This window comes from Limibacter armeniacum, assembly GCF_036880985.1.
GTDB lineage: Bacteria > Bacteroidota > Bacteroidia > Cytophagales > Flammeovirgaceae > Limibacter > Limibacter armeniacum.
Window position 1 is genome coordinate 659,398 of the sequence record NZ_JBAJNO010000009.1, and the last position, 25,536, is coordinate 684,933.

Annotated in this window: 14 protein-coding genes; 5 read left to right on the top strand and 9 right to left on the bottom strand. The window is 39.7% G+C overall.

Annotated elements, in window-relative coordinates; translation table 11 throughout:
- Nucleotides 1–53: 53 nt before the first annotated feature.
- Nucleotides 54–3,899, bottom strand: a complete 3,846-nt coding sequence (locus V6R21_RS20500; protein WP_334245423.1) for a T9SS type A sorting domain-containing protein — start codon at nt 3,897–3,899, stop codon at nt 54–56.
- Between the two features lie 220 nt (nt 3,900–4,119).
- On the opposite strand from V6R21_RS20500, the gene V6R21_RS20505 reads away from it, so the two are divergent.
- A complete protein-coding gene (locus V6R21_RS20505; RefSeq protein ID WP_334245424.1) occupies nt 4,120–4,587 on the top strand; it encodes a GNAT family N-acetyltransferase in 468 nt (155 codons plus the stop codon).
- Between the two features lie 29 nt (nt 4,588–4,616).
- On the opposite strand, the gene V6R21_RS20510 is transcribed toward V6R21_RS20505, so the two are convergent.
- The 3 genes from V6R21_RS20510 to V6R21_RS20520 form a co-directional block, all read right to left on the bottom strand.
- Nucleotides 4,617–5,132, bottom strand: a complete 516-nt coding sequence (locus V6R21_RS20510) for a hypothetical protein (protein WP_334245425.1) — start codon at nt 5,130–5,132, stop codon at nt 4,617–4,619.
- A gap of 137 nt (nt 5,133–5,269) precedes the next feature.
- Nucleotides 5,270–7,057, bottom strand: a complete 1,788-nt coding sequence (locus tag V6R21_RS20515) for a 4Fe-4S binding protein (protein WP_334245426.1) — start codon at nt 7,055–7,057, stop codon at nt 5,270–5,272.
- A 42-nt stretch (nt 7,058–7,099) separates the two neighbouring features.
- Nucleotides 7,100–8,596 (bottom strand): PP2C family protein-serine/threonine phosphatase, encoded by a 1,497-nt coding sequence (locus V6R21_RS20520; protein ID WP_334245427.1) that lies wholly within the window; start codon nt 8,594–8,596, stop codon nt 7,100–7,102.
- A 483-nt stretch (nt 8,597–9,079) separates the two neighbouring features.
- On the opposite strand from V6R21_RS20520, the gene V6R21_RS20525 reads away from it, so the two are divergent.
- On the top strand, nt 9,080–10,828 hold the full coding sequence (locus tag V6R21_RS20525; RefSeq protein WP_334245428.1) for an alanine/glycine:cation symporter family protein: 1,749 nt from the start codon (nt 9,080–9,082) through the stop codon (nt 10,826–10,828).
- Nucleotides 10,829–11,123: 295 nt separating this feature from the next.
- On the top strand, nt 11,124–13,940 hold the full coding sequence (gene carB, locus V6R21_RS20530) for a carbamoyl-phosphate synthase large subunit (RefSeq protein ID WP_334245429.1): 2,817 nt from the start codon (nt 11,124–11,126) through the stop codon (nt 13,938–13,940).
- Nucleotides 13,941–14,028: 88 nt separating this feature from the next.
- On the opposite strand, the gene V6R21_RS20535 is transcribed toward carB, so the two are convergent.
- The 4 genes from V6R21_RS20535 to V6R21_RS20550 all read right to left on the bottom strand — a co-directional run bounded on the left by V6R21_RS20535 (nt 14,029) and on the right by V6R21_RS20550 (nt 21,735).
- Nucleotides 14,029–17,586: a caspase family protein gene (locus tag V6R21_RS20535; protein ID WP_334245430.1), complete on the bottom strand. Its 3,558-nt coding sequence runs from the start codon at nt 17,584–17,586 to the stop codon at nt 14,029–14,031.
- Between the two features lie 134 nt (nt 17,587–17,720).
- Nucleotides 17,721–18,413 (bottom strand): hypothetical protein, encoded by a 693-nt coding sequence (locus V6R21_RS20540; RefSeq protein ID WP_334245431.1) that lies wholly within the window; start codon nt 18,411–18,413, stop codon nt 17,721–17,723.
- Between the two features lie 193 nt (nt 18,414–18,606).
- Nucleotides 18,607–19,206 carry a hypothetical protein gene (locus V6R21_RS20545; protein WP_334245432.1) on the bottom strand — a complete coding sequence of 200 codons (600 nt, stop codon included), beginning with the start codon at nt 19,204–19,206 and terminating at the stop codon, nt 18,607–18,609.
- A gap of 291 nt (nt 19,207–19,497) precedes the next feature.
- The gene (locus V6R21_RS20550) at nt 19,498–21,735 is read right to left on the bottom strand and encodes a S46 family peptidase (protein WP_334245433.1); all 2,238 of its coding nucleotides are present in this window, start codon (nt 21,733–21,735) and stop codon (nt 19,498–19,500) included.
- Nucleotides 21,736–22,195: 460 nt separating this feature from the next.
- On the opposite strand from V6R21_RS20550, the gene V6R21_RS20555 reads away from it, so the two are divergent.
- A complete protein-coding gene (locus V6R21_RS20555) occupies nt 22,196–22,822 on the top strand; it encodes an AlbA family DNA-binding domain-containing protein (RefSeq protein WP_334245434.1) in 627 nt (208 codons plus the stop codon).
- A 60-nt stretch (nt 22,823–22,882) separates the two neighbouring features.
- Here the strand turns inward: V6R21_RS20555 and V6R21_RS20560 are convergent, their stop codons facing one another.
- Complete coding sequence (locus tag V6R21_RS20560; protein ID WP_334245435.1) at nt 22,883–23,836, bottom strand: acetyl-CoA carboxylase carboxyltransferase subunit alpha; 954 nt, start codon at nt 23,834–23,836, stop codon at nt 22,883–22,885.
- A 455-nt stretch (nt 23,837–24,291) separates the two neighbouring features.
- Between V6R21_RS20560 and V6R21_RS20565 the strand changes: the two genes are divergently transcribed.
- Complete coding sequence (locus V6R21_RS20565; protein ID WP_334245436.1) at nt 24,292–25,428, top strand: hypothetical protein; 1,137 nt, start codon at nt 24,292–24,294, stop codon at nt 25,426–25,428.
- Nucleotides 25,429–25,536: the final 108 nt, after the last annotated feature.

Below are 25,536 nucleotides of genomic sequence, written 5' to 3' on the forward strand. Positions count from 1 at the left end.
CTATATTAATAATAAGAAAGGGCATTGAAAATGAGTTTCAATGCCCTTTCTTATTATCTCAAACCCAACTTCATTTGATGAGTTTGTTCACCATCTGACAACTGGAGTAAATACATTCCAGTACTAAGTCCCAACCTTGAAATGTCTACTTCCAAACTATTTCCTATCCAACGGTAATAACTGATTCGGTGCCCCATTCCTGCCATATCATATAAAACTAAACTTACAGCCTCTTTACTTCCTTTCCATTTTCCATCTACCCTAAATGTGTCGGAAGCAGGATTTGGATATACTTCAATAGATTCTCCAAATGAACTCTTCAGTATATCTGATGTTTCTACTGTTTTCTCAACTTGATCGTTTTCTGCAAGTCTGACATTACTCCCTACACAACCTATGGTATAACCATTAGAACAATTGTACTTAACCAAGTCACATCCATACTCCAACATACACCCTCTCACTCTGCCATAGAAATTTCTTCTAGAAAGTTCCCAAGAAATAGGTACTACCGTTCCTGCTGGAATATTATCGGCCCTTACAGCTTTACATTGGCCACCTGCCACCTTATACCCTTCATCATTAATAGCATTTCCCAATATCTTGAAAGGATTATCAGGGTCTATTCCAATCACTTCAAGTCTCCAACCGTGTTTGTACTTTACAAATGAATGAGCATGGTTAGGCAATTCACTATTGTTTCTAAAAGCTCCTTCTCTTAAAGGCTTTATTGAACAATTGTCGTGTACTTCCCAAACGCCTGGCTTTCCATCCTTCCGCATTCCTGCTATAATTCCAATCACAAAACTGTAATCCCTTTTTCCATTCACTCTGAATAATTGAAATGGAATTTCAGAATAGTCTACCATATAAGCCATATCCTCTGGTAAGTCAGCTTCACAATTCAACCCTCCTCCAAATACCAAGTCCAACTTGCCTGTGGACTCGACTTTTACTTCAAACGATTGTGTCAATACATTACCTGAGAAATCTAACGCTTCAAAGCTTACGACTGTACTTCCTTCAGGAAAATTACCACTCATCACACTTCCTTGATCATTTAGCTCAACACCTGTGTCTGTTTCATAAGAGATTGACGCTACCCCACAGTTATCAATAACATTTGGTTTTTGGAAAGAGACTTGAGCAAAGTGCTTTCCTTCACTAGTCTTAACTATAATATTCTCACTAGCAAAATCCGTATAAGGAGATAAGTTGTCCACGATATTAACCCTTGCCTTACAAGTTGCTTCTGCTCCATCAGTATCAGTCACTTTAAGTTTTACGAGCGTTACTCCTATATCATCGCAGTTAAAGTTAATTTTACTGCACTCAAGCAAACTAATTCCAATATCGTCAGAACTCCCTCCATTTATCATTTCTGGTGTAATGGTCGCAATACCTTCCTGATCAAGCTCAACTGTAATATCCTGACATATGGCTATAGGTGGCTGATTTTCTATTGACACCTTAAAACTGTATTGCACTGAATTACCAGCTAAGTCTGTCACCACAAAATCAATCACTGTTTCCGTTGCATCAAACTCACCCAACACTTGTCCTCCAATTTCTTTTAGCTTTGTATCATTTGATGCTGAAATGGAGTAACCTGCAATACTACAGTTATCCTCAAATGTTGGTAAATCAAACTTATAGACTACAACTGCACTTTTATTTCGCTGCAGACTCATATCTCCAGGAACATTCAATATTCTTGGGGGAATCGTATCCTCAACACTGATTATGGTTTCACATTTTGCTTCTGCTCCATCAGTATCTGTCACTGATAACACAACGATATTAGTACCCAAGTCATCACAACTGAACACTCCCTTTGAAACTTCCATTGAAACAATTCCAACATCATCTTTACTCCCTCCATCTACCATTTCGGCGGTAACGGTTGCTTCTCCTGATTCATTAAGGAAAACGGTTTGGCTTTGACAAACTACAGTAGGCTCATTGTTTTCTACAGTGATAAATACATCGCTTTCACTTTTGTTTCCTGTATTGTCAAACGCCTTAGTAACAATTTTAGTAACCCCAACAGAGAAATAACCTTTTACAGTACCTTCCTCGATAGTAAGTTCAGTTCCATTATCTGAAAAGACTTCCATATTGCTAATACTACAGTTGTCATTTGTTTCAGGCAGTGAAAACATATACGCTACTTTTTCCACACCTACTGTCCTAGGCAACACAACGTCTTCAGGTAGATGGTCAAACGTAGGGCCTGCATTATCAACAATTGTTACCTTAGCCTGACATGACGTTTTTAAGCCAGCTGCATCTGAGACAGTCAAAGTGACGGCTTGCTCCCCTAGCTGTGTACAATCAAACTGCTCTATATCGACTTCCATTGATTCAACACCTAAATCATCACTACTTCCTCCATCTACCATTTCAGCAGTCACCAGTGCGACCCCATTTTCATTTAGCGGAATAGTGATATCTTTACAAATAGCAACCGGAGCCTGATTTGCAACCGAAACAACAAAACTCTCTACTGTTGTATTTCCTACCTGATCTTTTGCCGAAAATGAAACCGATGTATTCCCAACACTACATTTCAGAATCACTTCATCACCATCTTCAATAAGGATTGCATTATTATCCACTTCAATTCTATATTCTGCTATACTACAATTATCTGAGGCTAATGGTCTTACAAAAGAGAATGTGGCTAAAGAATCAGTACTTGACCTATCTAGGTCTTGGTCAGAAGGAACCTCTATAATGGTTGGTGATGTGTTATCTTGAATTGTCACAGTACATATACACGACGATGACAACCCCAAAACATCAGTCGTTACTACTTCTATTTGGTGTGTACCGATATCATTACAGTCAAAAAATGTTTTTGAAAGTTTTGTATCCATAACTTTCAAATCATCAAAAATATTAAGGTTCAACTGGCTTGCATCTATCTCTACAGTACCATCTTCAGACAAGTTTATTGTTGTTGCTTCGCAATTAAGCTCCGGAACCTGATTGTATGGTTTAAAATTATCCACTTCATATATCATTCCCTCTCCCCCAATATAAAGGCTGAAAGTACTGTCATTTTCTGATGACGGTGCAAATGCTAATCCTCCTGAATTCTCAAGTTGAAGTGCATCTGTCAAAACTGAAACTTTGTCTTCCAACAAAGAAAACTCATACAAAGATGAGTTGACAGCAAGGTATACAGCCTCCCCCATTGGGTCTACTGCAATTTTTGAGTTGCTGTTTGGTATATTGAACTCATACAGTTGACTAATCGTTGGTGTACCATTCAGATCGACTTCATACAGCCCTTTCGCATAAAGCATTAGGTACAGTTTATTGTAGATTTTGGAGTAAGTCAAACCTTCTGCAATTGCCCTTGGAATAGTCGCAATATGGTCTACTTGATTTTGCTTGATATCATACCTAAATAACTTGTCAATGGCATATTCCCCTTCCGTAAAGAAAACATACTGGTTGTCTTCATCAGCAGCCATACCAACGCCATCACCTATATAATTACCAATTTCACTATATGTCAAAATAGTTTCAGATACCCCCGACTGATCGCAACGTATCATTTTACCATAACCTGTATGGTTGCCTACACTGTACAACACACCATCCACCATTGTCACTTCTGATTCCTTATAATCATACTTTCCTGAGGCTTTTTTTGCCCAGTTGTCTACGATCAGTTTTGGAGTTCCTCCAACTTCCAACCTATATAAATCACCATCATAACTGTTATTGACAAACAACAAGTTTTTTGAAGTTCTATCATATACAAGACCTGTTGCCACCAAATCTTCACTTGGCAAATCCGTATATACTTTCACAGTATGAATGTTTTGACCATTCACGACTAATGGTACCAAAACAATGGAATAAATCAGTAGTGTAATTTTCTTCATAGCCTGCTGTTGATTGTGATTGATATCAAAAAAATGAATTAGGTATAAGAGGAGAGCCATAAAAGCTATTTCATGGTATTCAGTACTGATGTTTCAACATGTATAGCTCTTACGCTAGTGTCTTCACAATGTTATTTATTGCTATGCGACATCTTTTGTTAATTTGAAGGAATCCCTAAAGCTGAAATGAAATCGGCATAAAACATAACATAATACAGGTATGGACTTTCTTATTGAAAAAGCAACAGCTGCTGATACCCAAGCCATTTGTCATGTGGTGACTACAGTCTTATTAGAATACAATTTAAAGCCTGACTTCAATTCGACTGATCAAGACCTTTTAGACATTCCAGCTTTTTATCTGAATAACAACGGATATTTTGGTATAATCAGAAACCTTGACTGTAAAGTAGTGGGCACTTTTGGGTTATTTGCCATTTCTGAAGACATCTGTGAAGTAAGAAAAATGTATTTACTCCCAGAAGCTCGAAAAATGGGATTGGGACAAAAAATGTTACAAATACTATTGGATGAAGCCAAAAAACGTCATTTCAAAAAAGTCCAACTAGAAACAGCTTCTGTGCTAAAAGAAGCAATTGGACTTTACAAAAAGTTTGGTTTTAAGGAAATACAACCCACACATTTGGCAAGTAGATGTGATCAAGCTTTTGAGTTAGAATTGACATAGGAAATGATTTCAGAAATCTCTCTGCTTTCTCAGAAAAGTCCTAGCGTTGAATTGATCGCTTCATCCCTTAACCTACCTTGATTATTGGTCATCAACTTCTCTTTAAGATCTTTTTTCTTAACACCTTGTTTGACCATTTCTTCCTTTTTGTCAGCGATCATACGTTTGTAATCTAACTGTTCCTGTTTAACTTTTGCCTGCATCTTTCGATACTGTTCTTTTGAAAGTATCTTTTTCATTGACTGTTTCCGATGTTTTGAAAGCTTTTCAACTTCATCTAACTGATCCTCCCAAGATACATCCATTTCTTTTATTTCCTCAATCTGTTGTACCAAGTCTTCATTATGTTCTTGTAATTCCTGTTCCTGAGTAGGTGAAAGTTCAAGATTATCGTCAATCCATGATGCCTGTACCTCAAGCCTGCTGTACGTTGTTGCCATATACGTCATTCCTTTTCCTCCCCTAGTTGTCTGCCCCACAACATACTCCTGTAAACCAAAAAACAAGAAGCCTATCAAGCCTATTATCATCTTTCTTCCTAGCATATCTAAATATTATTTGAACAGATCAAACTGATATTATTTACATAAGGGAAGATGAATCGAATTAATTCACACCAAACCATATAAAAAGCCTCAAACACATTATGTATTTGAGGCTTTACTTTATAGGAAAATCATTTTCACTTGATTGTAACATCTTTATTTCCAATCAATATCGGCTCATTAAAACGTGTTTCCTCATCACTATTTTCTAGTTTTAAAACCCCTCTTGGACAAACAGAAGCACATATTCCACACCCAACACACGAAGCCCGTACAATATTCTGCCCTCGTTGGGCATACCATCTCACATCAATTCCCATCTCACAGTATGTTGAACAGTTTCCGCAAGAGATACATTGTCCTCCATTTGTTGTAATCCGAAACCTCGACTTAAAACGCTGTACCAACCCTAAATATGCTGCCAATGGACAACCAAAACGACACCATACACGGTTTCCCATCAAGGGGTAAAAACCTGTACCCACTACTCCGGCAAATACAGACCCTATCAAAAAGCCATACCAAGAGCGAATGTCATAGGTGCTGATTCCCAAAAATTGACTGCTACTGGTAAAGTATGTATACAATACGCCAATGGTCATGATTACAGCAAAAACCAGTACACTATGTATCAGCCACCTCTCCACTTTCCATGCTTTCAATGATTTATCTGACAGCTGTCGGTATGGATCTCCTAATGTTTCTGCCAATCCACCACAACCACAAACCCACGAACAGTACCACCTTTTACCGAAGAAGTACACCAAAACAGGAACTGCTATCACAATTAGTGCAATCCCCCATACCAGCATAAACATACCTAAAGCCCCACTTTCAATCAGTTTGTCTAATTCATACTCAAAGAAGAAGTCATAATCTAGCGGCCATATATTCTTGAAATCAAAGTAAGGTTGATTCAACCTGACCAATATTTCTGGAATCAGAAACGCAAAAGCTGTCTGGAAAAACATTACAGACAAGGTCCGAACTAAATGGTAATTACTGTGCCGCCACTTAACCATCATCCTAATCCCCATGACCAATACGCATAAAGTATACAGCCAACCATAGAGGAAAAAATAGCCTGCTTCACTTCCTTTCAGGAAAAAACTGATCGGGTCAACCATCGTTACCCAAGCAGTCATATGTTGTGGGAAGAAGTATAGTATAATGTAAAAACCAATCAGGAATGTTCCTGTCAAGACTCCAATCCATCCTCTATGCATCATGCTACTGAAATGAATCCGATCATTAGAGATACCCTCTGTTGTTTGAGATCTTGCATAGAAATAAAGTAAGGCACCAACTATAGCCAAACCATAAGTAAAAAGAAGGAAAAGCACTGGATGATCCTTAACAGTTCCTACAGTGGCTTCCTTAGCTAAGCTATACTTTAGGCTTTTAGTACGATACTCATCGAAGCCTTTATCCCTAACAATTCCCTGATTAATGTTCAGTATATTCTGATTGAGGTCATTTAGCAGTTGCTCTTTTGAATTGTAACTACGGCCATCCATCCAACCGCCATATGCCCTCAATTGAGATGATTTAAAAACAGCCTGTTCTCCTTCCTCCAAAGCGGATATTGCTTTCTCAATAGAAAATTCGACTGGAAATGGCGTTCCTTGTGAAAGAACGATCTTCTCCTTTTCAGTTTCTGAAATTCCAAAATCCTTTAAAATTTGCGCATTAGCTTGATGAATAGTTTTTTCTAATTCTTGGGAAAAGGAGAAACTACTCCCAAAACGCTTTTCAAGTATTGGAGCGGCTACACTTTTCAACAAGCTTTCTCTTCCTTTATCACCTAACTGCTGTTCTATTCCAGCTTCAGTCAACTGAAAATCCACCAGAAAAAAGCTTGCTAGAAAAACAGCAAAACCAGCCAAAAATATTCCTAATCCTGCTTTTTCAACTAAAGACCTCATATCACAGAATATCATTTAAGTTTAGGGTTCAAACTCATCTGATCAGAGCTTGACACCTATCATCAGTACATCATCAAGTTGTGGGGCACTTCCTTTCCACTCTTCAAAAAGTGATTCCAATGCATTTCCATATTGATCTAATGGCTTACCATTCATCTGCTCAAAAGATGCCTGAAGCCTTTTGGTCATAAACCTTCTACCTGTCTGTTCACCAATCTGGTCCTGAAACCCATCTGAGAATATATGCAGAGAATCACCATGCTTGCAGACTCCTTCCACCAATTCATAGCTGATCTTTTTCCGCTTCTCATACTGAATACCTCCAACAGGTATCCTTGTACCTTTCAATTGCTGAACTTTGCCATCAGAAATCACAAAAAGCGGTCGGTTAGCGCCTGCAAAAGCATATGTTCTATTAACAATGTCTACCTTCAGTAAAGCGATATCCATTCCATCATTTGACATCTTTCCTGCATCTTCTTGATGCAATGCTTTTACCACATTACGGTGAAGTGTCTCCAAAATCAAGTGAGGCTCAAAGAGTTTTTGAGTCCTGACAATATCATTCAATAAAAAATGTCCTATGATCGACAGCAATGCTCCTGGCACGCCATGTCCTGTACAATCCACTGCCGCCATCAACACCTCACTTGTACCCGGAATACTATATACCCAAGGAAAATCACCACTGACCCTGTCTTTACTCTTATAAAACAAATAGCTTTCAGGAAAGATACGTTTCAAGCTTAACTCATCTGTTACTAGGGAGCGTTGAATACGTTCTGCATAATTGATACTGTTCAGAATAGATTTGTTTTTCGACTCCACTATTCCATAATAACTTAGCAGTTCTTCCTTATTTTTCTCATCCTCAATTATGAGTTTTCGAAGAAAGTAGTACAATACCATCCAAATCACCAACATGCTTGCTAAAGAGACCAGTATCTCCTCAATCAGAAGGTGTAGTGCACTTTCCATAAACGCATCAAAGCGTTCATCAACTTCAACTACAGCAACCGTTTCACCCCTACTATTCTTCAATGGCGCAAAGGCTGAGATCCATGTTCCATTCTCAGAAGAATATTTACTGATCTGCCCTCCATTGTCATAATCTTTCAGTAAAATTTCAGGAAACTCCTTATAGGAATGCCTAAATGCAGGGTCTTCTGATGAAGTAACTATAAATTCAAAATGATCTCCAGCCTTGACCAAGGTATAGATCGCAGTGGTCAAATGGTTTGATTCTTTAATGTACTTCAGTTGTTCGTGCAAATGCTTATATGCTCCATTTTGAGCAGTCTCCCTGATATCATCCTTTTGCTTAAATGTACTTGAGACCGAACTGTGCAGGTTACCATCTAACTTGTAAGCAGCTAACCACGCAATACTTTCAAGTCGTGAAAGCAATTGCTGTTCTGATGTATTAATCCTTGTCAGGTAATTTTTGTATGTAAAATAGCTCGTTAGTAGCAATAACCCCAAAAACACTGCAATCATGATTCGGCGGCCTAGTACTTTAGTGGAAATTGTCTTGGTCATAGATCAGCTTTAAGTAATAATAGGTAAAGGTAAGTACCTTCAATGGAGGGTAGTGTCCTATAAATGACAAACCTGATGAAAAATCAAGTACTTGCTTCAATAAGCTAAGTGTCTATCTCAACTTGGTTTTTCATGCAGTTCAAGTGTATTTAGGATAAAATAATGATAATTATCCATTCAGAGGCATTAACACTTAAGATATTCCACCTTTCATTCCCTACATTTTTAGAAGCAAATATGCCGTTGGGCATACCTATGAATGTTGTTCTTACATCCCTCTATTAGCCAATCATTTATTCATTTTTCTTTAGAAGTATTTATCAACGATTAAAAACTTATAATATTGAATCATTCTAAGAATGGATTGAATTTCTTCTGCATTTTCTGTAATTTGCGAGTTATTCAATGTTTGCTAATCCTAGTGATCAAAAAGAGTATAATAACACTACCGCTACTTTTTGTATTAAAACATAACATTATAACATGCAACAACTGAACGACTTACTTGCGCTGATAGACAGTTATATTGGCGGATCTGACTGGTTTGTTTACCTCCTGTTAGGTACAGGCCTATTTTTCACGATTTACCTGAAGTTTCCACAAATCCGTTTCTTCGGGCATGCCCTCCAAATTGTGAGAGGAAAGTTTGACAAAGACGGAGACGAAGGGGATACTTCTCACTTTCAGGCATTGGCAACAGCACTGTCAGGAACTGTCGGAACAGGTAATATTGCAGGTGTTGCACTTGCGATCCACTTAGGTGGTCCTGCTGCACTATTCTGGATGATTATGACAGCATTCTTGGGTATGACTACCAAGTTTGTTGAGGTAACGCTATCTCACAAGTACCGTGAGAAGTCAGAAGATGGCACAATGGCTGGTGGTCCGATGTACTACATGAAGAATGCTAAAGCAACTGTCTTTGGTAAGAGAATCAACCTGAAATGGATGGCTATTCTTTTCGCTATTGCAACAGTACTGTCTTCATTCGGTACAGGAAACATGCCTCAGATCAACAGTATTTCACACTCTATGTATGCCACTTTCGGCATTGACCATATGATTACTGGTGCTGTATTATCTGTTGTATTAGGCTTTGTGATTATTGGTGGCATCCACAGGATTGCTAAGGTTACAGAAAAGTTGGTACCTGGTATGGCATTGATCTACCTGATCGGTGCACTTGCAGTGATCTTCTATAATGCTGAAAACATCCTTCCTTCCCTTTCAGCTATCTTCGTAGATGTATTTACAGGAACTGCTGCTGTTGGTGGTTTCTTAGGTGCTGGTTTCTCTTTTGCCTTCAACCGTGGTGTAAACAGAGGTTTGTTTTCCAACGAAGCTGGTCAAGGTTCTGCCCCAATTGCCCACGCATCGGCTAAGGCTCATGAGCCAGTATCTGAAGGTATGGTAGCTATTCTGGAACCATTTATTGATACTATTATCATTTGTACTATTACAGGTCTTACCTTGCTTTCATCAGGTGTATGGCAGGAGAAACTGGATAACAAATTCCAGAACACTGACCTTGAAGTACTGACATATGTATATGATGAAAACAATCAGGAAGACAAAGATGCACTTTACAGCCACCTTTCAGGTAAAGAGAATGTTCCTATGTTCTCAGGTCAGCTGAATGTAGTGGAGGGCAAAATCACTAATACACTGACATTATTGCACGCTCGCTCTATCGCTGAAGACGTTCGTGTACTGAAAGCCGCTGACGCAACTGATCCAACTGCAACCGAGACACCATACTCAGGTAGCTTGACTGTTACAAACGGTAAAGTTGATACTGGAAGTGATATCAGCATCTATGGTAAGTCGCTAGTCCACAGTGCTCCACTTACAGCCGAAGCGTTTACAAGAAGTTTCTTTGGAGAGTACGGACAGTATATCATTTCAATTGGACTATTGCTTTTCGCCTTCTCTACAGCCATCTCATGGTCTTACTATGGTGACAGGGCCATGACATTCTTGTTGGGCTCTAAATCTGTTATCCCATACAGAGTTGTGTATGTAGCAGGTTTCTTCTTTGCTTCATTTGCTGACACTACAATTATCTGGACCTTGGCGGGTATTGCCATTGCATTGATGACTATTCCAAACCTGTTGGGAATTATCCTACTTCGAAAGGATATGAAAAATACAGTTAACCAATATTGGAAAGATTTCAATGACGAATGGGGTGACAAAAAAGAAATTGCGCCAAAAAAAAGTGAAACTGTATAAGTAGCTTCACTCATAAATCATATTTCGAAAGACCTGTCTGTTAAAAGGCAGGTCTTTTTTTATGCCTAATGGTACATTTAGCCCATAATTACATAAATTGTAGCAAGAATAGCCTATATCATAATTTAAATCTCACAACACTACACATTCGCTTGATTTGATTGATTTTAGCCCTCCAAATTTTAGTTCATTTCTAAAAAAATTACATTTTTATTCAATTTTCCATTAAAAATCACCTCACTTTCTATACCTTTGCATCCCGATAAGAAATGCAGAACAGCTAACAATTATAAGAATGCCAAGGAAAAAACACATCAACTCTGTACTGATTATCGGGAGTGGCCCGATTGTGATCGGACAAGCCTGTGAATTCGACTATTCAGGTTCGCAAGCAGCCCGCTCTCTACGAGAAGAAGGTATTGAAGTTACCCTGATTAACTCCAATCCTGCGACCATCATGACAGATTCTGTCACTGCCGACAACATTTACCTCAAGCCCCTCGAAAAGAAATCCATCATTGAAATTCTGGAAAAACACAAGATTGACGCCGTACTGCCTACGATGGGTGGTCAGACTGCGCTTAACCTTGCGATCAAATGCCAGGAAGCTGGTATCTGGGAGGAATATGGTGTAGAGATCATCGGTGTTGACATTGACGCCATCCAAACTACAGAAGACCGCGAGCTCTTCCGTAACAAGATGATCGAGCTTGATGTGAACGTGTGTAAGGGACGTACAGCCAAGTCATTCCTAGAAGGAAAGGAAATCGCACAGGAGATTGGTTTCCCACTAGTTATCCGCCCTTCATTTACACTGGGTGGTTCAGGTGGTGGTTTTGTCCACAGTGAAGAGGAATTTGACAAAGCACTGACTAGAGGTCTTCACTTCTCCCCTGTACACGAAGTACTGGTAGAGCAAAGTATCCTAGGATGGAAAGAGTATGAACTGGAGCTACTGCGTGACAACGCTGGTAACGTGATCATCATCTGTTCTATCGAGAACTTTGACCCAATGGGTGTTCACACAGGTGACTCTATCACTGTTGCTCCAGCTCAGACACTGCCTGACACTGTTTACCAACACATGCGTGACCTTGCCATCAAGATGATGAATGGTATCGGTCAGTTTGCAGGTGGATGTAACGTACAGTTTGCAGTAAACCCTGAGGATGACAGCATCGTAGGTATCGAAATCAACCCTCGTGTATCACGCTCATCCGCTTTGGCTTCGAAAGCAACTGGTTACCCAATTGCTAAAATCGCAGCAAAGCTAGCTATCGGATACAACCTTGACGAGCTTCAGAATGCTATTACAGGTACTACTTCAGCATTCTTCGAGCCTGCACTGGACTACGTAATCGTTAAGATCCCTCGTTGGAACTTTGACAAGTTCAAAGGCTCTGACACTAAGCTTGGTCTGCAGATGAAATCTGTAGGGGAGGTAATGGGTATCGGACGTAACTTTCAGGAAGCACTTCAGAAAGCTTGCCAGTCACTGGAAATCAAGCGTAACGGATTAGGTGCTGACGGTAAGGAAATGACAGACCGTGAGGAAATTCTTCGCCGCTTAGAGAACCCTAGTGATGACAGACTTTTCCGTATCTATGATGCGCTGAAACTGGGTATCGCCCTAAAGACTGTTCGCAACCTTACTAAGATTGACAAATGGTTCCTTCACCAAGTTCTGGACATTGTCCTGATTGAGAAGGAAATTCAAAAATATTCGCTGGAAACGCTGCCTAAGGAGCTGATGATGCAAGCCAAAGAAATGGGCTTTGCTGACCGTCAGATCGCACACCTTTTGGGCAAACTGGAAAGCGAAGTATTCAACCGCCGTTACCACGAGCTTGGTATCAAGCGTAGCTGGAAGCTGGTTGATACTTGTGCTGCCGAGTTTGAGGCTAAAACACCTTACTACTACTCAGCATTCGACGACGAAAACGAGTCAGAACCATCTGACAAGAAGAAAATCGTGGTACTAGGTGCTGGTCCTAACCGTATCGGTCAAGGTATCGAGTTTGACTACTGCTGTGTACACGGCGTATTGGCTGCTAAAGAGTGTGGCTATGAGACGATCATGATCAACTGTAACCCTGAGACGGTTTCAACTGACTTCGATATCTCTGACAAGCTGTACTTCGAGCCAGTATTCTGGGAGCACATCTACGAAATCATCCTACACGAGAAACCGGAAGGTGTTATCGTTCAGTTGGGTGGACAGACTGCCTTGAAACTGGCAGAGAAACTGGACCGTTACGGTATCAAGATCATCGGTACAAGCTTCAAAGCGCTTGACCTTGCTGAAGACCGTGGTTCATTCTCTTCACTGTTGCGTGACAACAATATTCCTTACCCAGAGTTCGCAACAGCTCAGACAGCTGACGAAGCACTGGAAATCTGTGAGGAAATCGGCTTCCCGATGTTGGTAAGACCTTCTTACGTATTGGGTGGTCAGAAAATGAAGATTGTCATCAACGAGAAAGAGCTGGAAGACCACATTGTTGACACACTGAGAGAGATCCCAGGCAACAAAGTACTTCTTGACCACTTCTTGGATGGCGCTATCGAAGCTGAAGCAGACGCAATCTGTGACGGTGAAAACGTGTACATCCTAGGTATCATGCAGCACATCGAGCCTGCAGGTATCCACTCTGGTGACTCTTACGCAGTACTGCCTCCTTACAACCTAGGTGACTTGGTAATCGAGCAGATTGAGGAGTACACAAAGAAAATCGCTATTGCACTGGAGACTAAAGGTCTGATCAACATCCAGTTTGCGATCAAGGATGACAAAGTTTACATCATCGAAGCGAACCCTAGAGCATCTCGTACTGTACCATTCATCAGTAAAGCTTACCAAGAGCCTTACGTGAATTACGCTACGAAGGTGATGTTGGGTGAGAATAAGGTGACTGACTTCGACTTCAAACCTGTGAAAGAAGGTTACGCAATCAAGATTCCAGTATTCTCATTCGAGAAATTCCCTAACGTAAACAAGGAATTGGGTCCTGAGATGAAATCTACAGGTGAGGGCATCTACTTCATCGATAGCTTGAGAGACGAGTTCTTCCAGAACATTTACTCTGAAAGAAACCTGTACCTGAGCCGCTAATCTCTTAGCAAACTCAATACAGTAAAAATAAAGAAGCCCAACTAAGTCAATTACTTAAGTTGGGCTTCTCTTTTTATTCGCAATACAATCAATCAATTAGAAAGTCATATAACAGGTTCTCTCCCCTAGCAGTCGTCTGCTGTGCACCATTTGAAAGTCTGAAGACTTCCTTATCCATAAAGCTTTTAAGCTCTGAAAGGTAAAGCTTACCATCTTGATTAAGATCTGCTTTTCCATCCCGCATTCCGTTCAACATACAGTAGGTAAACAAGCCGTTTTGCCATTGGTCTGACTCCAAAGCATAACTATCACCAGCTGCTGCCGAAATAATTTGTATACCAGTTTGATTCTTCAAATTGACGAAAAGCGCCTGCATCAAGGCAAAACTGTTTTTGCTTCCCACTTTTGATTGCTGCCGCTTATTGGAAAGTCCACGGGAAGATACGTCAGCCCTAACCACACCTTGGTCTGTACTTATACCTTCTGTCTGCTTTTTTATAGACGTCTTATCTACCTCACCACTGTGACAAGCATCGATCAGCATCAGCTTTTGCCTTGCTGGGATAGCGGAAAGCAATTGTTCAAACGCTGTGTAAGCAATTCCTTTTTTAGCAGGATCTTCAAAATCCATCTCTTGAGTCGCATACCAAAAATCCAACTCATCATCCAATAACCCATGCCCTGCCACAAACAGGATCACTTTGTCATCTACATGAGTTTTAGTTAGTTTCATTTTCAGTTGCTCCAAACTTTCTGGCGTTAAGCTGTCATTAAATAGTGAATCCACGGTGAGCAATGTATCTGGTATACTCATCTTAAACTGATGGATGACATCCCTCGCATCTTTCACTGGATAAGTCAGATCATAACCTTCCTCTTTAAACGTACTGACAGCCACTGTAATCAAATATGTCTTTGAAGTGCAATCATCATCAAGAAATGTAGTAAAAACCTGCTGAGGAGACCTTAAACCATCTCTATCTTCAACTGAAAGGTGAACCATATTTCTTCCTTGAGAAAGTTCGATGGGAATCATCACCTCCCCAGACTCTGTAGGTGTAATTTGCCACCCTTCTAAACCAAAAACAGGGACACCATTCACTTTGATATGTACTCGTTCCACAGGTCCATTCTCAGAGGCTGTTTTCAGGTGTATGTCCAACGCACGTTGCGTAGTCTTCTCAGGAAGCTCATGCTTATTTAGCAGTTTCACAGTAGGTTTCTTTTTTTCTACATCAAAGGACCTAACTATTGAAGAACCTGTCAATCTTGCAAAACGCTTCGATATAGCTTTTTCAACAACCTGCTGATATTCCCTGTTCTTGTTGCCCATAAAAGCCAATAGCAGGTCAGGTCTGTTATAATACAGGTCAAAGTCATGATACTGCACACCTTTACGACCATACTCAAACCCTAAATTGGGCATCAAAGTCTTCTCAGCCATGTAATACCTGTTATTAAGTATTGCTAGTTGCTTATTTCCTTCATAAAAGAGGTAATGTAATGTCTCTCCATTTGACTTTATAAGGTAAAACTCATTTTCATTGTCAAACTGATAAGCATCGATTGAAGGGTGGTAGCTCATATGTTCAACACCGGAAGCCACCTCAATATCTTTTATCACTTCCCCACTTACCAAGTCCATCAATCCAAAATGGTCATAACTATCAAAAGCTAACAGGTTAGCACCTTCTCGGATGCAAAAATCTGCGATATAGCCTATTTTTTTCACTTCTTCCAGCTTGGGTTTTCTTTCCAGATCACTAACGCTCACCAACCTGCTTTCACCCTTCTTTTCACGCTCATCAAAGTACTCGTAATAGAACAATGTATCTGTTCCTTTTTGAAACTTCACTCCACCTGAAGTTGTACTATTTAAAGTTTTCTGATAGACTGTCTTATTGGTTTGCAGGTCAAATACATGGATTTTAACTTTCTTGGTCAGCCCTCCTGATGCAAAAGACACAAACTTGCCACTTGATGAAATAGCTATATCAGTACCCAAAGCCAACTCTTCCTTAGCCAACACACTATAAGTACCATTTGAAAGCTTGTAACTCACAATGCCATACCTATCATTGTCAAACCTTACATAAAAGACCAAGTGATCATTGTCAGGACTTTGCTCAGTACGGTATATTTCAGAAATATTATTGTCAGGTAGCGTGTAGAGCCTTATATCTGAAAGAAAATTTTGTTCATCCAGTTGAGCAAAATCCAATTGCGTAGAATCATTCATAATTTTGGACGACTCAAAGGATGCCACCTTAAACCTTTTTCTGCCAAAGTTCTCCTGAATAAAAACAGCTTTACTACAACCTTCATTTAAATAGACCGCCATTCTTTCCAGTTTCAAGGTTTTTGGCAACAGTCTATTGGAAGCATATAACAAGAGGGTTTCATTGCTTAAAAAAGCATTCTTTGGAGCTAACTGCCTAATCAAGATCACATTACCATCAACATCATGAAAAACGTGATGCTGTACCTTATGTGACATTGCATTTTCCTGACTCAGATTGGCATATTTTGGAAACTGAAAGGACACCTTATCCTTTTTTAAGTCATATAAAGAAAGGTCTGTCTCGATATTGATCATACCCAACCTTCCATGTGAAAAAACCAGCCCTGACTTATCCTGATTCAGTAAAATAGATGAGACAGACTCATACGCATCCATGTTTAAGCTTTTCAGCTCAAAATCTGTCGTACTGATCTTGATTACCTTTCTATAACCATAGTTTACATAAAAGCTTTCCCCGTCAAACGCCACCGACTTCACTACATTACTAGGATTGTAAGTCATAAAGCCGTTCTCCTGCTCTTTAGGCTTATCTACAGGTAATTGGACTTCCTTAATTTGTGTTCCAGAAACTACTTGACCAAAACGCAACTTTCCTTCACCAATACCGAAGCTGTAATCTTCCTGAGAGGACGGAATAACCAAAAACCGATCATTTGAAAAACATTTCAGGTAAAATACAGGCTTGTCAAATAGCGCAAAGTCACCCAAGACATTTAAAGATGTATCAAACCGGTAGACAGCTCCCTTATTATTACCTAACAACAACTCGTTTCTGTCTGCATTAACCTCTAAAGCTGTTACCTCATAATCCAAGTCTACACTTTTGGTGATTGTACCTAACTTTCGGTCAAAGATGAATAAACGCCCCATGTCAGATGTCTCATAAAGCATTTGTACATGCTCAGGATAAATCTTTGTAGCTATCACCACTTTGTCTTGATCCCAAGGCAACACTTGAAAAGTATAAATGTATTCAGGATACTCCAGAAGGTTAAAAACGGTATCCGCACTACTATCTATTGGATTATATGCCACAATATCTCTAGTTGAGGCTACCCAAAAGATCCCTGAATCAAATAAGGAAACTGCATTGGATATCTGATTACTGCCGTGGTCTACATGTACTTTACCCAGTAAAATATTAGAAGCTTGGTCATACAGCGCAAAGTCTTTTTGAACACTCCCCTCCTGAATCAAATAATAGGCTCCATTTTGACTCCTGACCATTGATTCAATACCCGAAGAAATATTAGTTTGCAGTACAATGTTAGGTTCCTGACCAAACACAAAACACGAAAGCAAGGAGCACAAAAGTGTTATGCCAATAAATGAGAATCTCATCATGATTAGGGTATTTAGTTTTTAGCTATTGGCAGGCAGTTTAATTATATATGACTAAATATGGAAATCATATAAAATAAAAAGGCTTCACCCTAATTGAGTAAAGCCCTTTTAAGCTCATTTATCTTAATCTCTATTTATTCCTTGATCTCTACTGGTAAGAATCCTGTAGAGTAAACCAAATCAATTCTTGCTGTCTTTCCTTCCTGCTCGGACTTAATACGTTCCAGCAACACCTCCGCATCACCTATTTCGACATTGCTCAATAGGTCAGGTCTTACGATCAGGCTTTGCTCTCCCGAAAATGGTGTTTCTACACTCAATAGTTCACCATTAGGCGTCTTAAGTATCAATCTTACACGTTCTCCTTCCCCAACAGGTTTGCCTTCCCACTTCAACTCAAACCCATCAGCTAAAGAAATGCTATTAAAATTCTCTGGAAGACTCAGCTTCTGTACCTGTTCCAATGAAAAGATTTTTTCATAATGGAAGCCGTCAGGACGGTTAAGGTCAAAGTCAACCGCATGGCTTACTCCTTCAAATGACTTATGGTAATTGAAGTAGTCATCTTTGGAATAGTTCATCTCTTCTCCCATTGCCAAAATAGTAGCATCATCCGCAAGTTGAAGGAAACCACCAGTATCAGCATCAAAAAAAGATGCACGAATGTATGTCATCGCAGGCTGTTCCTGAAACTCCACCTGCAATACCTGTTCAGCGCCTAGAGGCACTACATCTTCAGCTTTCTCATCACAAGCTAGCAGAAATAGCACCAAGCCTCCTATCAAAAGCAAGTGCTTCAGGAAATCCCACCAAATTGGCTTTTCCATATTCTGAATGATTAATCCCGTCCCTTTATTAACTGCAATATTAAATTACTATAGTTACAAATAAATACATTAACTAACTGAATACAAATCATTTAACACGCATTATGATAACAATTAACACAACACGATTTTTTTAACAGAAAAAGCCTCTCCTATTGAAGTGGCTTTAACATAAATGATAAGTTATATATTTCTAGAACTGATAAGACATACCTATATTGGCAACTCCCTTGTACCCAAAGCCCACTTCTGTAAACCCTGCTATCCGCTTTCCATACCTTAGCCCTATGGCATTCAACTGAAAGTTGATATGACCGATTTTTTCATCTACATACTCTAACATCATCTTGTTTCCCGGGTCAGGTATCATCTCTCCAAAGCCATATGTATACCCCAAACCTAAGCCGGAATACATCTGAAACTTTTCATGTCTCAAGTAATAATAGCTCACTTCTGGAGCCAAAGTGACCATATGCCTTTTCGACTCTCCTACTTTACTTCCTCCTACATGTACCTCTGCACTACTATGGTCATAGCTTGAAGCCAAGTTCAAGGTCCATTTTTCGTTGACAGTATACCGATATGTCAGGTTCAGGTTGCCACGCAATGTTGCATTCTCCCTGAGATAAGGGTTATCTGTTTCGATTTTAGACATCAGGTTAGGATAGGTATCCAAAATCTGACTTGTCGTAAGGATTCCTGTACTTAAGGAAAGCTCATGCTTTTTGTCTTGAGCATTAACAAAAACTGAAGCAAAAAGAGAGGCAAGCAGCAGCAAAAAAAATTTATTCATAGTTAGTCTTGTAAAGTAATATGGTAGGATTGGTTTGTTATTTTCTATAATGACTACAATGAATAGGACAGAAACAAATACAAATAATCTTATTAACAGACGTATTAAAACATTCTAAATAATATCTAGATAAAGTACTGAAAAACATCTCCATTATACTTTTCTACACAAGCCTCATACTGATTACAAGACACCTATTTAAAATTGGATTTCAAATCAAAACCAATCAAATAAAAAAGGCCTGCATACCCACTGGTATACAGGCCTTTTACATTGAAACTTTGTAAAGTATTACTCTACTTCAACAGGTTCTTCTGCTTTTACCAATGTCATCTCATCAACCAGTCTTTTTGCACCGCCAAACTTGTCAATTACAAAAAGTACATACCTCACATCTACTACGATGTTACGGCACTTCTCTGGGTCAAACATGATATCAGACATCGTGCTTTCCCATGTACGGTCGAAGTTGATACCGATCAACTGCCCTTCCGCATTGATAACTGGGCTTCCTGAGTTGCCGCCAGTAGTATGGTTGGAACCAGTAAAACACACTACCAACTCATCACCCTGACCATAGATACCATAATCCTTAGTTTCATAAAGCTTCACCAACTTTTCAGGAACATAGAACTCATGCGTTTTAGGTACATCTGTTCTACGCTTCTCAATCACCCCCTTCAAAGTAGTGTATGGCAAGTACTCAATACCATCCTGTGGCTCCGAGCCTTCTACTTTTCCATAAGTAACACGCAAAGTCAGGTTTGCATCTGACCAGTATTTCTTGTTAGGGAAAAACGTCTGAAGTCCTTTTACATACTTTCGCATGTTCTTGTCAATCTTGGCAGAAAGTTCCCCATATTCCGACCTGATTTTATCGTTGTAAGTTGCTGTTATTTCTTTTGACAGCTTGAAAGCAGGGTCTGACTTCACTTTCTTACCTACAGCAGCAACTGCTTTTCTCAAAGACTGCTGTGCTTTCTCATCCTCAGGGTTTGCTTTTACTTTTTCAGCCGCATCAAGAGCCTTTAAAAGCAACCCATTCACTTTTTCCTGAGTAGCAAATACAGACTTGCTGTACATTGTCTCTGTCAGTTTTGCAAAATTGCCCGAGGCTTTAGCCGCTTTCAACGACTCCGGTAAAAATGCCTCATCTATCGCATCAGCATACATAGCTGAAAGGGCTTCAAAGATCTTTCGGTCTGTTTCTGTATCGTAATCCTTAAAATAACCTTTGGAAACGCCTGAAAGCCCTTCTACTTCCTTAACAATGGCATTGATATCTTCACTATCTGCCAGAGTAGGCAACTTGTCAAACCTATCAGCAAAACGTAATATCTCAGGACCATAATAGAAGTACTCTACAAAAAGGTCCCTTGCCAAATGATATTGAGAAACTGCGTTATAATCTTCTTTGAACTCATCCAACAGTCCTGCATATTCTGTTCCCTGAGCCTTGTTTTTGAATGCTTCCTCCTGATTTTGCTTCACCTCAACAGCTTGCAAACGGTCAAGACCTTTGCTCTCTCCGATCCACTTTTTCCATGCATTGGCAATTCTTGCTTGCTTTGCCGAGTACTTGATACGCACGGCATCATCACTTTCCATTGCGTCCTTGATAATGCCAAGGCTCTTATCTCTCATGCCTATCTTTACTGGGTTGGATACTTCTGTTACATATTCAACACCGTAAGAAGGAATATACTGCTGTGTACTACCAGGGAAACCATATACCATTGTGAAATCCTCAGCTTGAACACCATTCAATGAAATTGGGAAATGGTGTCTTGGCTTGAAAGGCACATTGTCTGGAGAATAGGCTGCTGGCTTGTTGTCTTTACCTGCATAAACCCTGAAAACTGAAAAGTCACCTGTATGACGTGGCCATACCCAGTTATCTGTATCACCACCGAACTTACCGATAGATGATGGCGGCGCAAATACCAATCTTACATCCTTAAATGTTTCCATTACGAACATGTAGTATTCGTTGCCATAGAAAAACGGCTTGATGATCGCATCATAGTGAGTGCCTTGCGTAGCAGAAGCAGCCACTGCATCACTGTTTGACTTGATCATTCCTTCACGTTGCTCTTCAGACATCTCGTCTGTTACGCCAGCCAATACCTTAGCTGATACATCCTCAATACGGACAATGAAACTCACCTCCAAATTAGGGTTAGGCAACTCATCACCCATTTCCTTAGCAACAAAACCATCTGTCAAGTAATCATTTTCAACTGTACTGTGAGCCTGAATTTGTCCATAACCACAGTGATGGTTTGTCAGGATCAAGCCCTGATCAGAGACTATTTCTCCTGTACACCCCCTGCCAAAAAGCACTACAGCATCTTTCATGCTTGACTTGTTAACGGAATAAATATCCTCAGCAGTCAGCTTAAAACCACTCTCTTTCATGTCCTGCTCATTCAGCTTCTTGATCAGTGAAGGCAGCCACATGCCTTCATGAGCCCAAAGCACCGGATGCATAAACAGCATCGCTAAAGCTGTAATGAAAACTTTTTTCATGTTTTTTGAAATTTTTTGAAATATATGATTAGGGAAAAATCAGGGCTATTGCGACTGCCCATCTACTTATTTTGAAGCCCAAATTAAGAAAAATTGGATTGTTAAGAATGCATTCTACTCACCAATCGTCAAAGGCTAGAATTAACTACTGATTTACAAATCCTTACATTATTAAAAACAATTCTCCCTAACCAACCTACAACACCCTTCATTTGTCCCTTTTCATATTAAAACCGAATTCCAGTCAAGATCTTTTTAACGATTATTTCATATTTGCTCCCAACTCAAATGCCCTTACGATAGTTATTAAAATAATGCATTAGCCATCTACGATGACTTGTTTATTTCAAAATGAATAGTCAGATTATGCTAGACATAGGGCTGCCAGTTCTTTACATAGTCACATTGCAGCCGGCTAAGCAACTGATCTTTTCACGAAATACCCTTTGGGCTTACAGCAGTGGAACTCTCAGATCTGAAAAAACTGATTGCCGAAGGAGAGTCGCAAACGCTTGACTTCAAAAAGACCGTTTCCAACGTGTACAAGATCGCCAAGACTATCGTCTCATTTGCCAATACTGATGGCGGAATACTTTTGATTGGCGTTCAGGATGACAAGTACATTACAGGTGTGGATCCGGAAGAGGAAATTTATTTGTTAAACGAGGCTTCGACTTTTTACTGTGATCCTCCAATTGAACTAACTTATGAAAAAGTAGAAACTGAAGAGGGCAAGACTGTGCTCGCTGCCCATGTACCCAACAGCACTCAAAAACCGCATTTCTCATTAAGTCAAAAAGAAGAATGGAATGCTTATTCTAGAATGAATGATATGAGTGTACTTGCCAGCAGGATGACCATCCAATTGGCAGAACAGCAGGATGAACAAGAGAGAAGAAGGCTCACCAACCATGAGGAATCGCTGCTTGATTACCTGCACAAATACGAAAAAATCACCTCAAAAGGCTATGCCCGCCTTGTAAACGTTTCAGAAAGAAGGGCAAAACGCAACCTGATTGACCTGACAAAAGAAGGCATTATCAGGCTTCATGATTTTGAAAAAGATATCTTTTACACTTTAGCCTGAAAACAGAAAAACCTCCATATGCATGCATATGGAGGTTTTTCTTTATAACTCAATGGATTATTAGCCGTTTACAACGCCCATTGATCCGTATTTGTCAATTCTTTTGCTGATACGCTCTTCATTTGAGAGCTCTTGCAATTTCTTGGTTTCTTCCAGAATTACTGCTTTCAGCGTATTGGAAATGGTAACAGGGTCAGTGTGTGCACCACCCAGTGGCTCTTCAATGATACGGTCTACCAGACCGAAGCCTTTCATATCTGTAGCTGTAAGTCTCAGTGCTTCTGCTGCCTGCTCCTTGTATTCCCAGCTTCTCCAAAGAATTGAAGAACATGATTCAGGAGAAATCACAGAATACCAAGTGTTTTCCAGCATCATTACTGTATCACCAATTGCGATACCCAATGCACCACCTGATGCACCTTCACCAATCACGATACAGATAACTGGCACTTTCAACATAAACATTTCCTTCAGGTTGCGGGCAATTGCCTCTGCCTGTCCCCTTTCTTCAGCCTCAAGACCTGGGAATGCACCTGGAGTATCAATCAAGGTAACAATTGGTTTACCAAACTTCTCCGCCATTTTCATCAAGCGAAGTGCTTTACGGTAACCCTCAGGGTTCGCCATACCAAAGTTACGCTCCTGACGCTGCTTGGTATTACGTCCTTTCTGCTGACCGATGATCATAAATGTTTCATCACCAATTGTACCGAAACCACCAACCATAGCTTTGTCATCTGCATAAGCACGGTCACCGTGAATCTCAATAAAATCATCGGTGATGGCATAGATATAATCCAGTGTATATGGTCTGTCCGGGTGGCGAGAAAGTTGTACCCTTTGCCATCTGGTCAGGTTCTTAAAAGTATTCTCTTTAAGGTGTTTAATCTTCTTCTCCAACTCAACAATGGCCTCTTCGACATCTACGTGGTTGTCGGTTGCCAATTGTTTCATGTCCGCTAACTTGTTTTCAAGTTCTGCGATTGGTTTTTCGAAATCTAACAGTGTATCCATATATATTCAGTTCCTGTTTGCTATCAGCCTTGTCAGATTCAGACTTTATGATTTTAAATAAAAAATTGTCATACAAGCACGCGCTTACAGACAACCAAAATCGAGCCTGTTAGCTTGATTCACCCGACAAACATACTAATAAATCGGTCAAAAAAACTACAATAATGTGATTTTTGCCGACTCAATTTTTATTATTCTAAGTTTCCCTAAAAGTGAATGAACACTTCTTTTTTAAAAAGATAATAGTAAAAAGTGAACATATTGCTTTTTCGAACAAAAACAACCTCCTTTTCTTTCAGTTAAGGATTTAATATTACATTCACATTCGCTTATAGGAAAATACTTTAATTGCACAATTGTTAGGGTCACAGGTAATTTTTTAGACAAATTTAAGAATACAAGAGCGAATACTTCTGTGACCTTGATAGTGCAAAAATATATCTTGGACAAATCACATGGCCAGAAAAAAATTGGAACAGAAGGTAACAACAGCGAAACTCGAGAGAGCAACCTATTCCATCTTTGAACTTACAAGAGGAGATGGACTTTTTATCGTCCTGATTTTCACACTTTCGCTGATTTGTGCGTTAGTGACTCCATATCCAGAGGTGGCAATGTGGGTAGGTTTCGGACTGGCAGGCTATTCGGCTATTGCCAATGACAGCATTCAAACGATTGGGACATTTATCGCTTCCAATGCTACACGCAAATGGTGGGTTTTATGGCTTTATATCGGTGGCATCTTTTTAGCTGCCGTATTGCAAAGCTGGCTGATCAACAATGGGGATGTCAGTTCCGGCAGATTGGCTTCAAAAGGCTTTGAAAATGCTCCTACTTCTTTTTCATTCCTTCAGTTGGCAGCTCCTTTGATTCTGCTAATCCTTACAAGGATGAAGATGCCCGTTTCTACAACTTTTCTAATCCTCAACTCTTTTACATCCAGTAGCAAAGCAATTGGAAGTGTTGTCACCAAAAGTTTAATGGGTTATGGTGTCGCATTTATTGTTGCCATCGTTGTTTGGTTTCTGGTAAGCAAAACCGTTTCAAAACTAGTTAAAGGAAAACCGTCAAGCTATTGGCTTCCTATCCAGTGGATTACCAGTGGATTACTCTGGTTTTCATGGATACAACAGGACGCCGCTAACATTGCAGTGTATCTCCCAAGACAACTGAGCACAGAGCAGTTCTTAGGGTTTGCAGGATTTATCTTTCTAGGCTTAGGATTGCTGTTTTATCTAAGAGGTGACCGTATACAACATATTGTAACAGAAAAATCTGGGGTAACAGATATAAGAGCTGCAACCTTAGTAGATTTTGTATATGCGATCCTGTTATTTTATTTCAAAGGGCTAAGCAATATTCCAATGAGTACCACATGGGTATTTATCGGTTTATTGGCAGGACGGGAAATTGCCATCAGCTTTAGCAAAAAGAGAGCTTCCAAACGGAAAATGTCGCTAATGAAAAGCTTTCGTATGATGCGAAAGGACTTATTGAAAGCACTGTTTGGACTTGTTATTTCTATGATACTCGCTATAGCCATCAATGAAAACGTAAGAACTGAGCTATGGCAAATCATTGCTGGCAAATAAGACTACCTATTCTTCATAAAATAAAAGCCCCACAGGAATTATGATTTCCTGTGGGGCTTTATCTTTTAATATACGCAAGACTTAAACAGGGGGTCTCTAAGCTAGAAC

Bases quoted from the DNA above. Each gene is read 5' to 3' on its own strand.
- V6R21_RS20500 (WP_334245423.1), bottom strand. From the start codon at position 3,899: ATGAAGAAAATTACACTACTGATTTATTCCATTGTTTTGGTACCATTA.
- V6R21_RS20505 (WP_334245424.1), top strand. From the start codon at position 4,120: ATGGACTTTCTTATTGAAAAAGCAACAGCTGCTGATACCCAAGCCATT.
- V6R21_RS20510 (WP_334245425.1), bottom strand. From the start codon at position 5,132: ATGCTAGGAAGAAAGATGATAATAGGCTTGATAGGCTTCTTGTTTTTT.
- V6R21_RS20515 (WP_334245426.1), bottom strand. From the start codon at position 7,057: ATGAGGTCTTTAGTTGAAAAAGCAGGATTAGGAATATTTTTGGCTGGT.
- V6R21_RS20520 (WP_334245427.1), bottom strand. From the start codon at position 8,596: ATGACCAAGACAATTTCCACTAAAGTACTAGGCCGCCGAATCATGATT.
- V6R21_RS20525 (WP_334245428.1), top strand. From the start codon at position 9,080: ATGCAACAACTGAACGACTTACTTGCGCTGATAGACAGTTATATTGGC.
- carB (WP_334245429.1), top strand. From the start codon at position 11,124: ATGCCAAGGAAAAAACACATCAACTCTGTACTGATTATCGGGAGTGGC.
- V6R21_RS20535 (WP_334245430.1), bottom strand. From the start codon at position 17,586: ATGATGAGATTCTCATTTATTGGCATAACACTTTTGTGCTCCTTGCTT.
- V6R21_RS20540 (WP_334245431.1), bottom strand. From the start codon at position 18,413: ATGGAAAAGCCAATTTGGTGGGATTTCCTGAAGCACTTGCTTTTGATA.
- V6R21_RS20545 (WP_334245432.1), bottom strand. From the start codon at position 19,206: ATGAATAAATTTTTTTTGCTGCTGCTTGCCTCTCTTTTTGCTTCAGTT.
- V6R21_RS20550 (WP_334245433.1), bottom strand. From the start codon at position 21,735: ATGAAAAAAGTTTTCATTACAGCTTTAGCGATGCTGTTTATGCATCCG.
- V6R21_RS20560 (WP_334245435.1), bottom strand. From the start codon at position 23,836: ATGGATACACTGTTAGATTTCGAAAAACCAATCGCAGAACTTGAAAAC.
- V6R21_RS20565 (WP_334245436.1), top strand. From the start codon at position 24,292: ATGGCCAGAAAAAAATTGGAACAGAAGGTAACAACAGCGAAACTCGAG.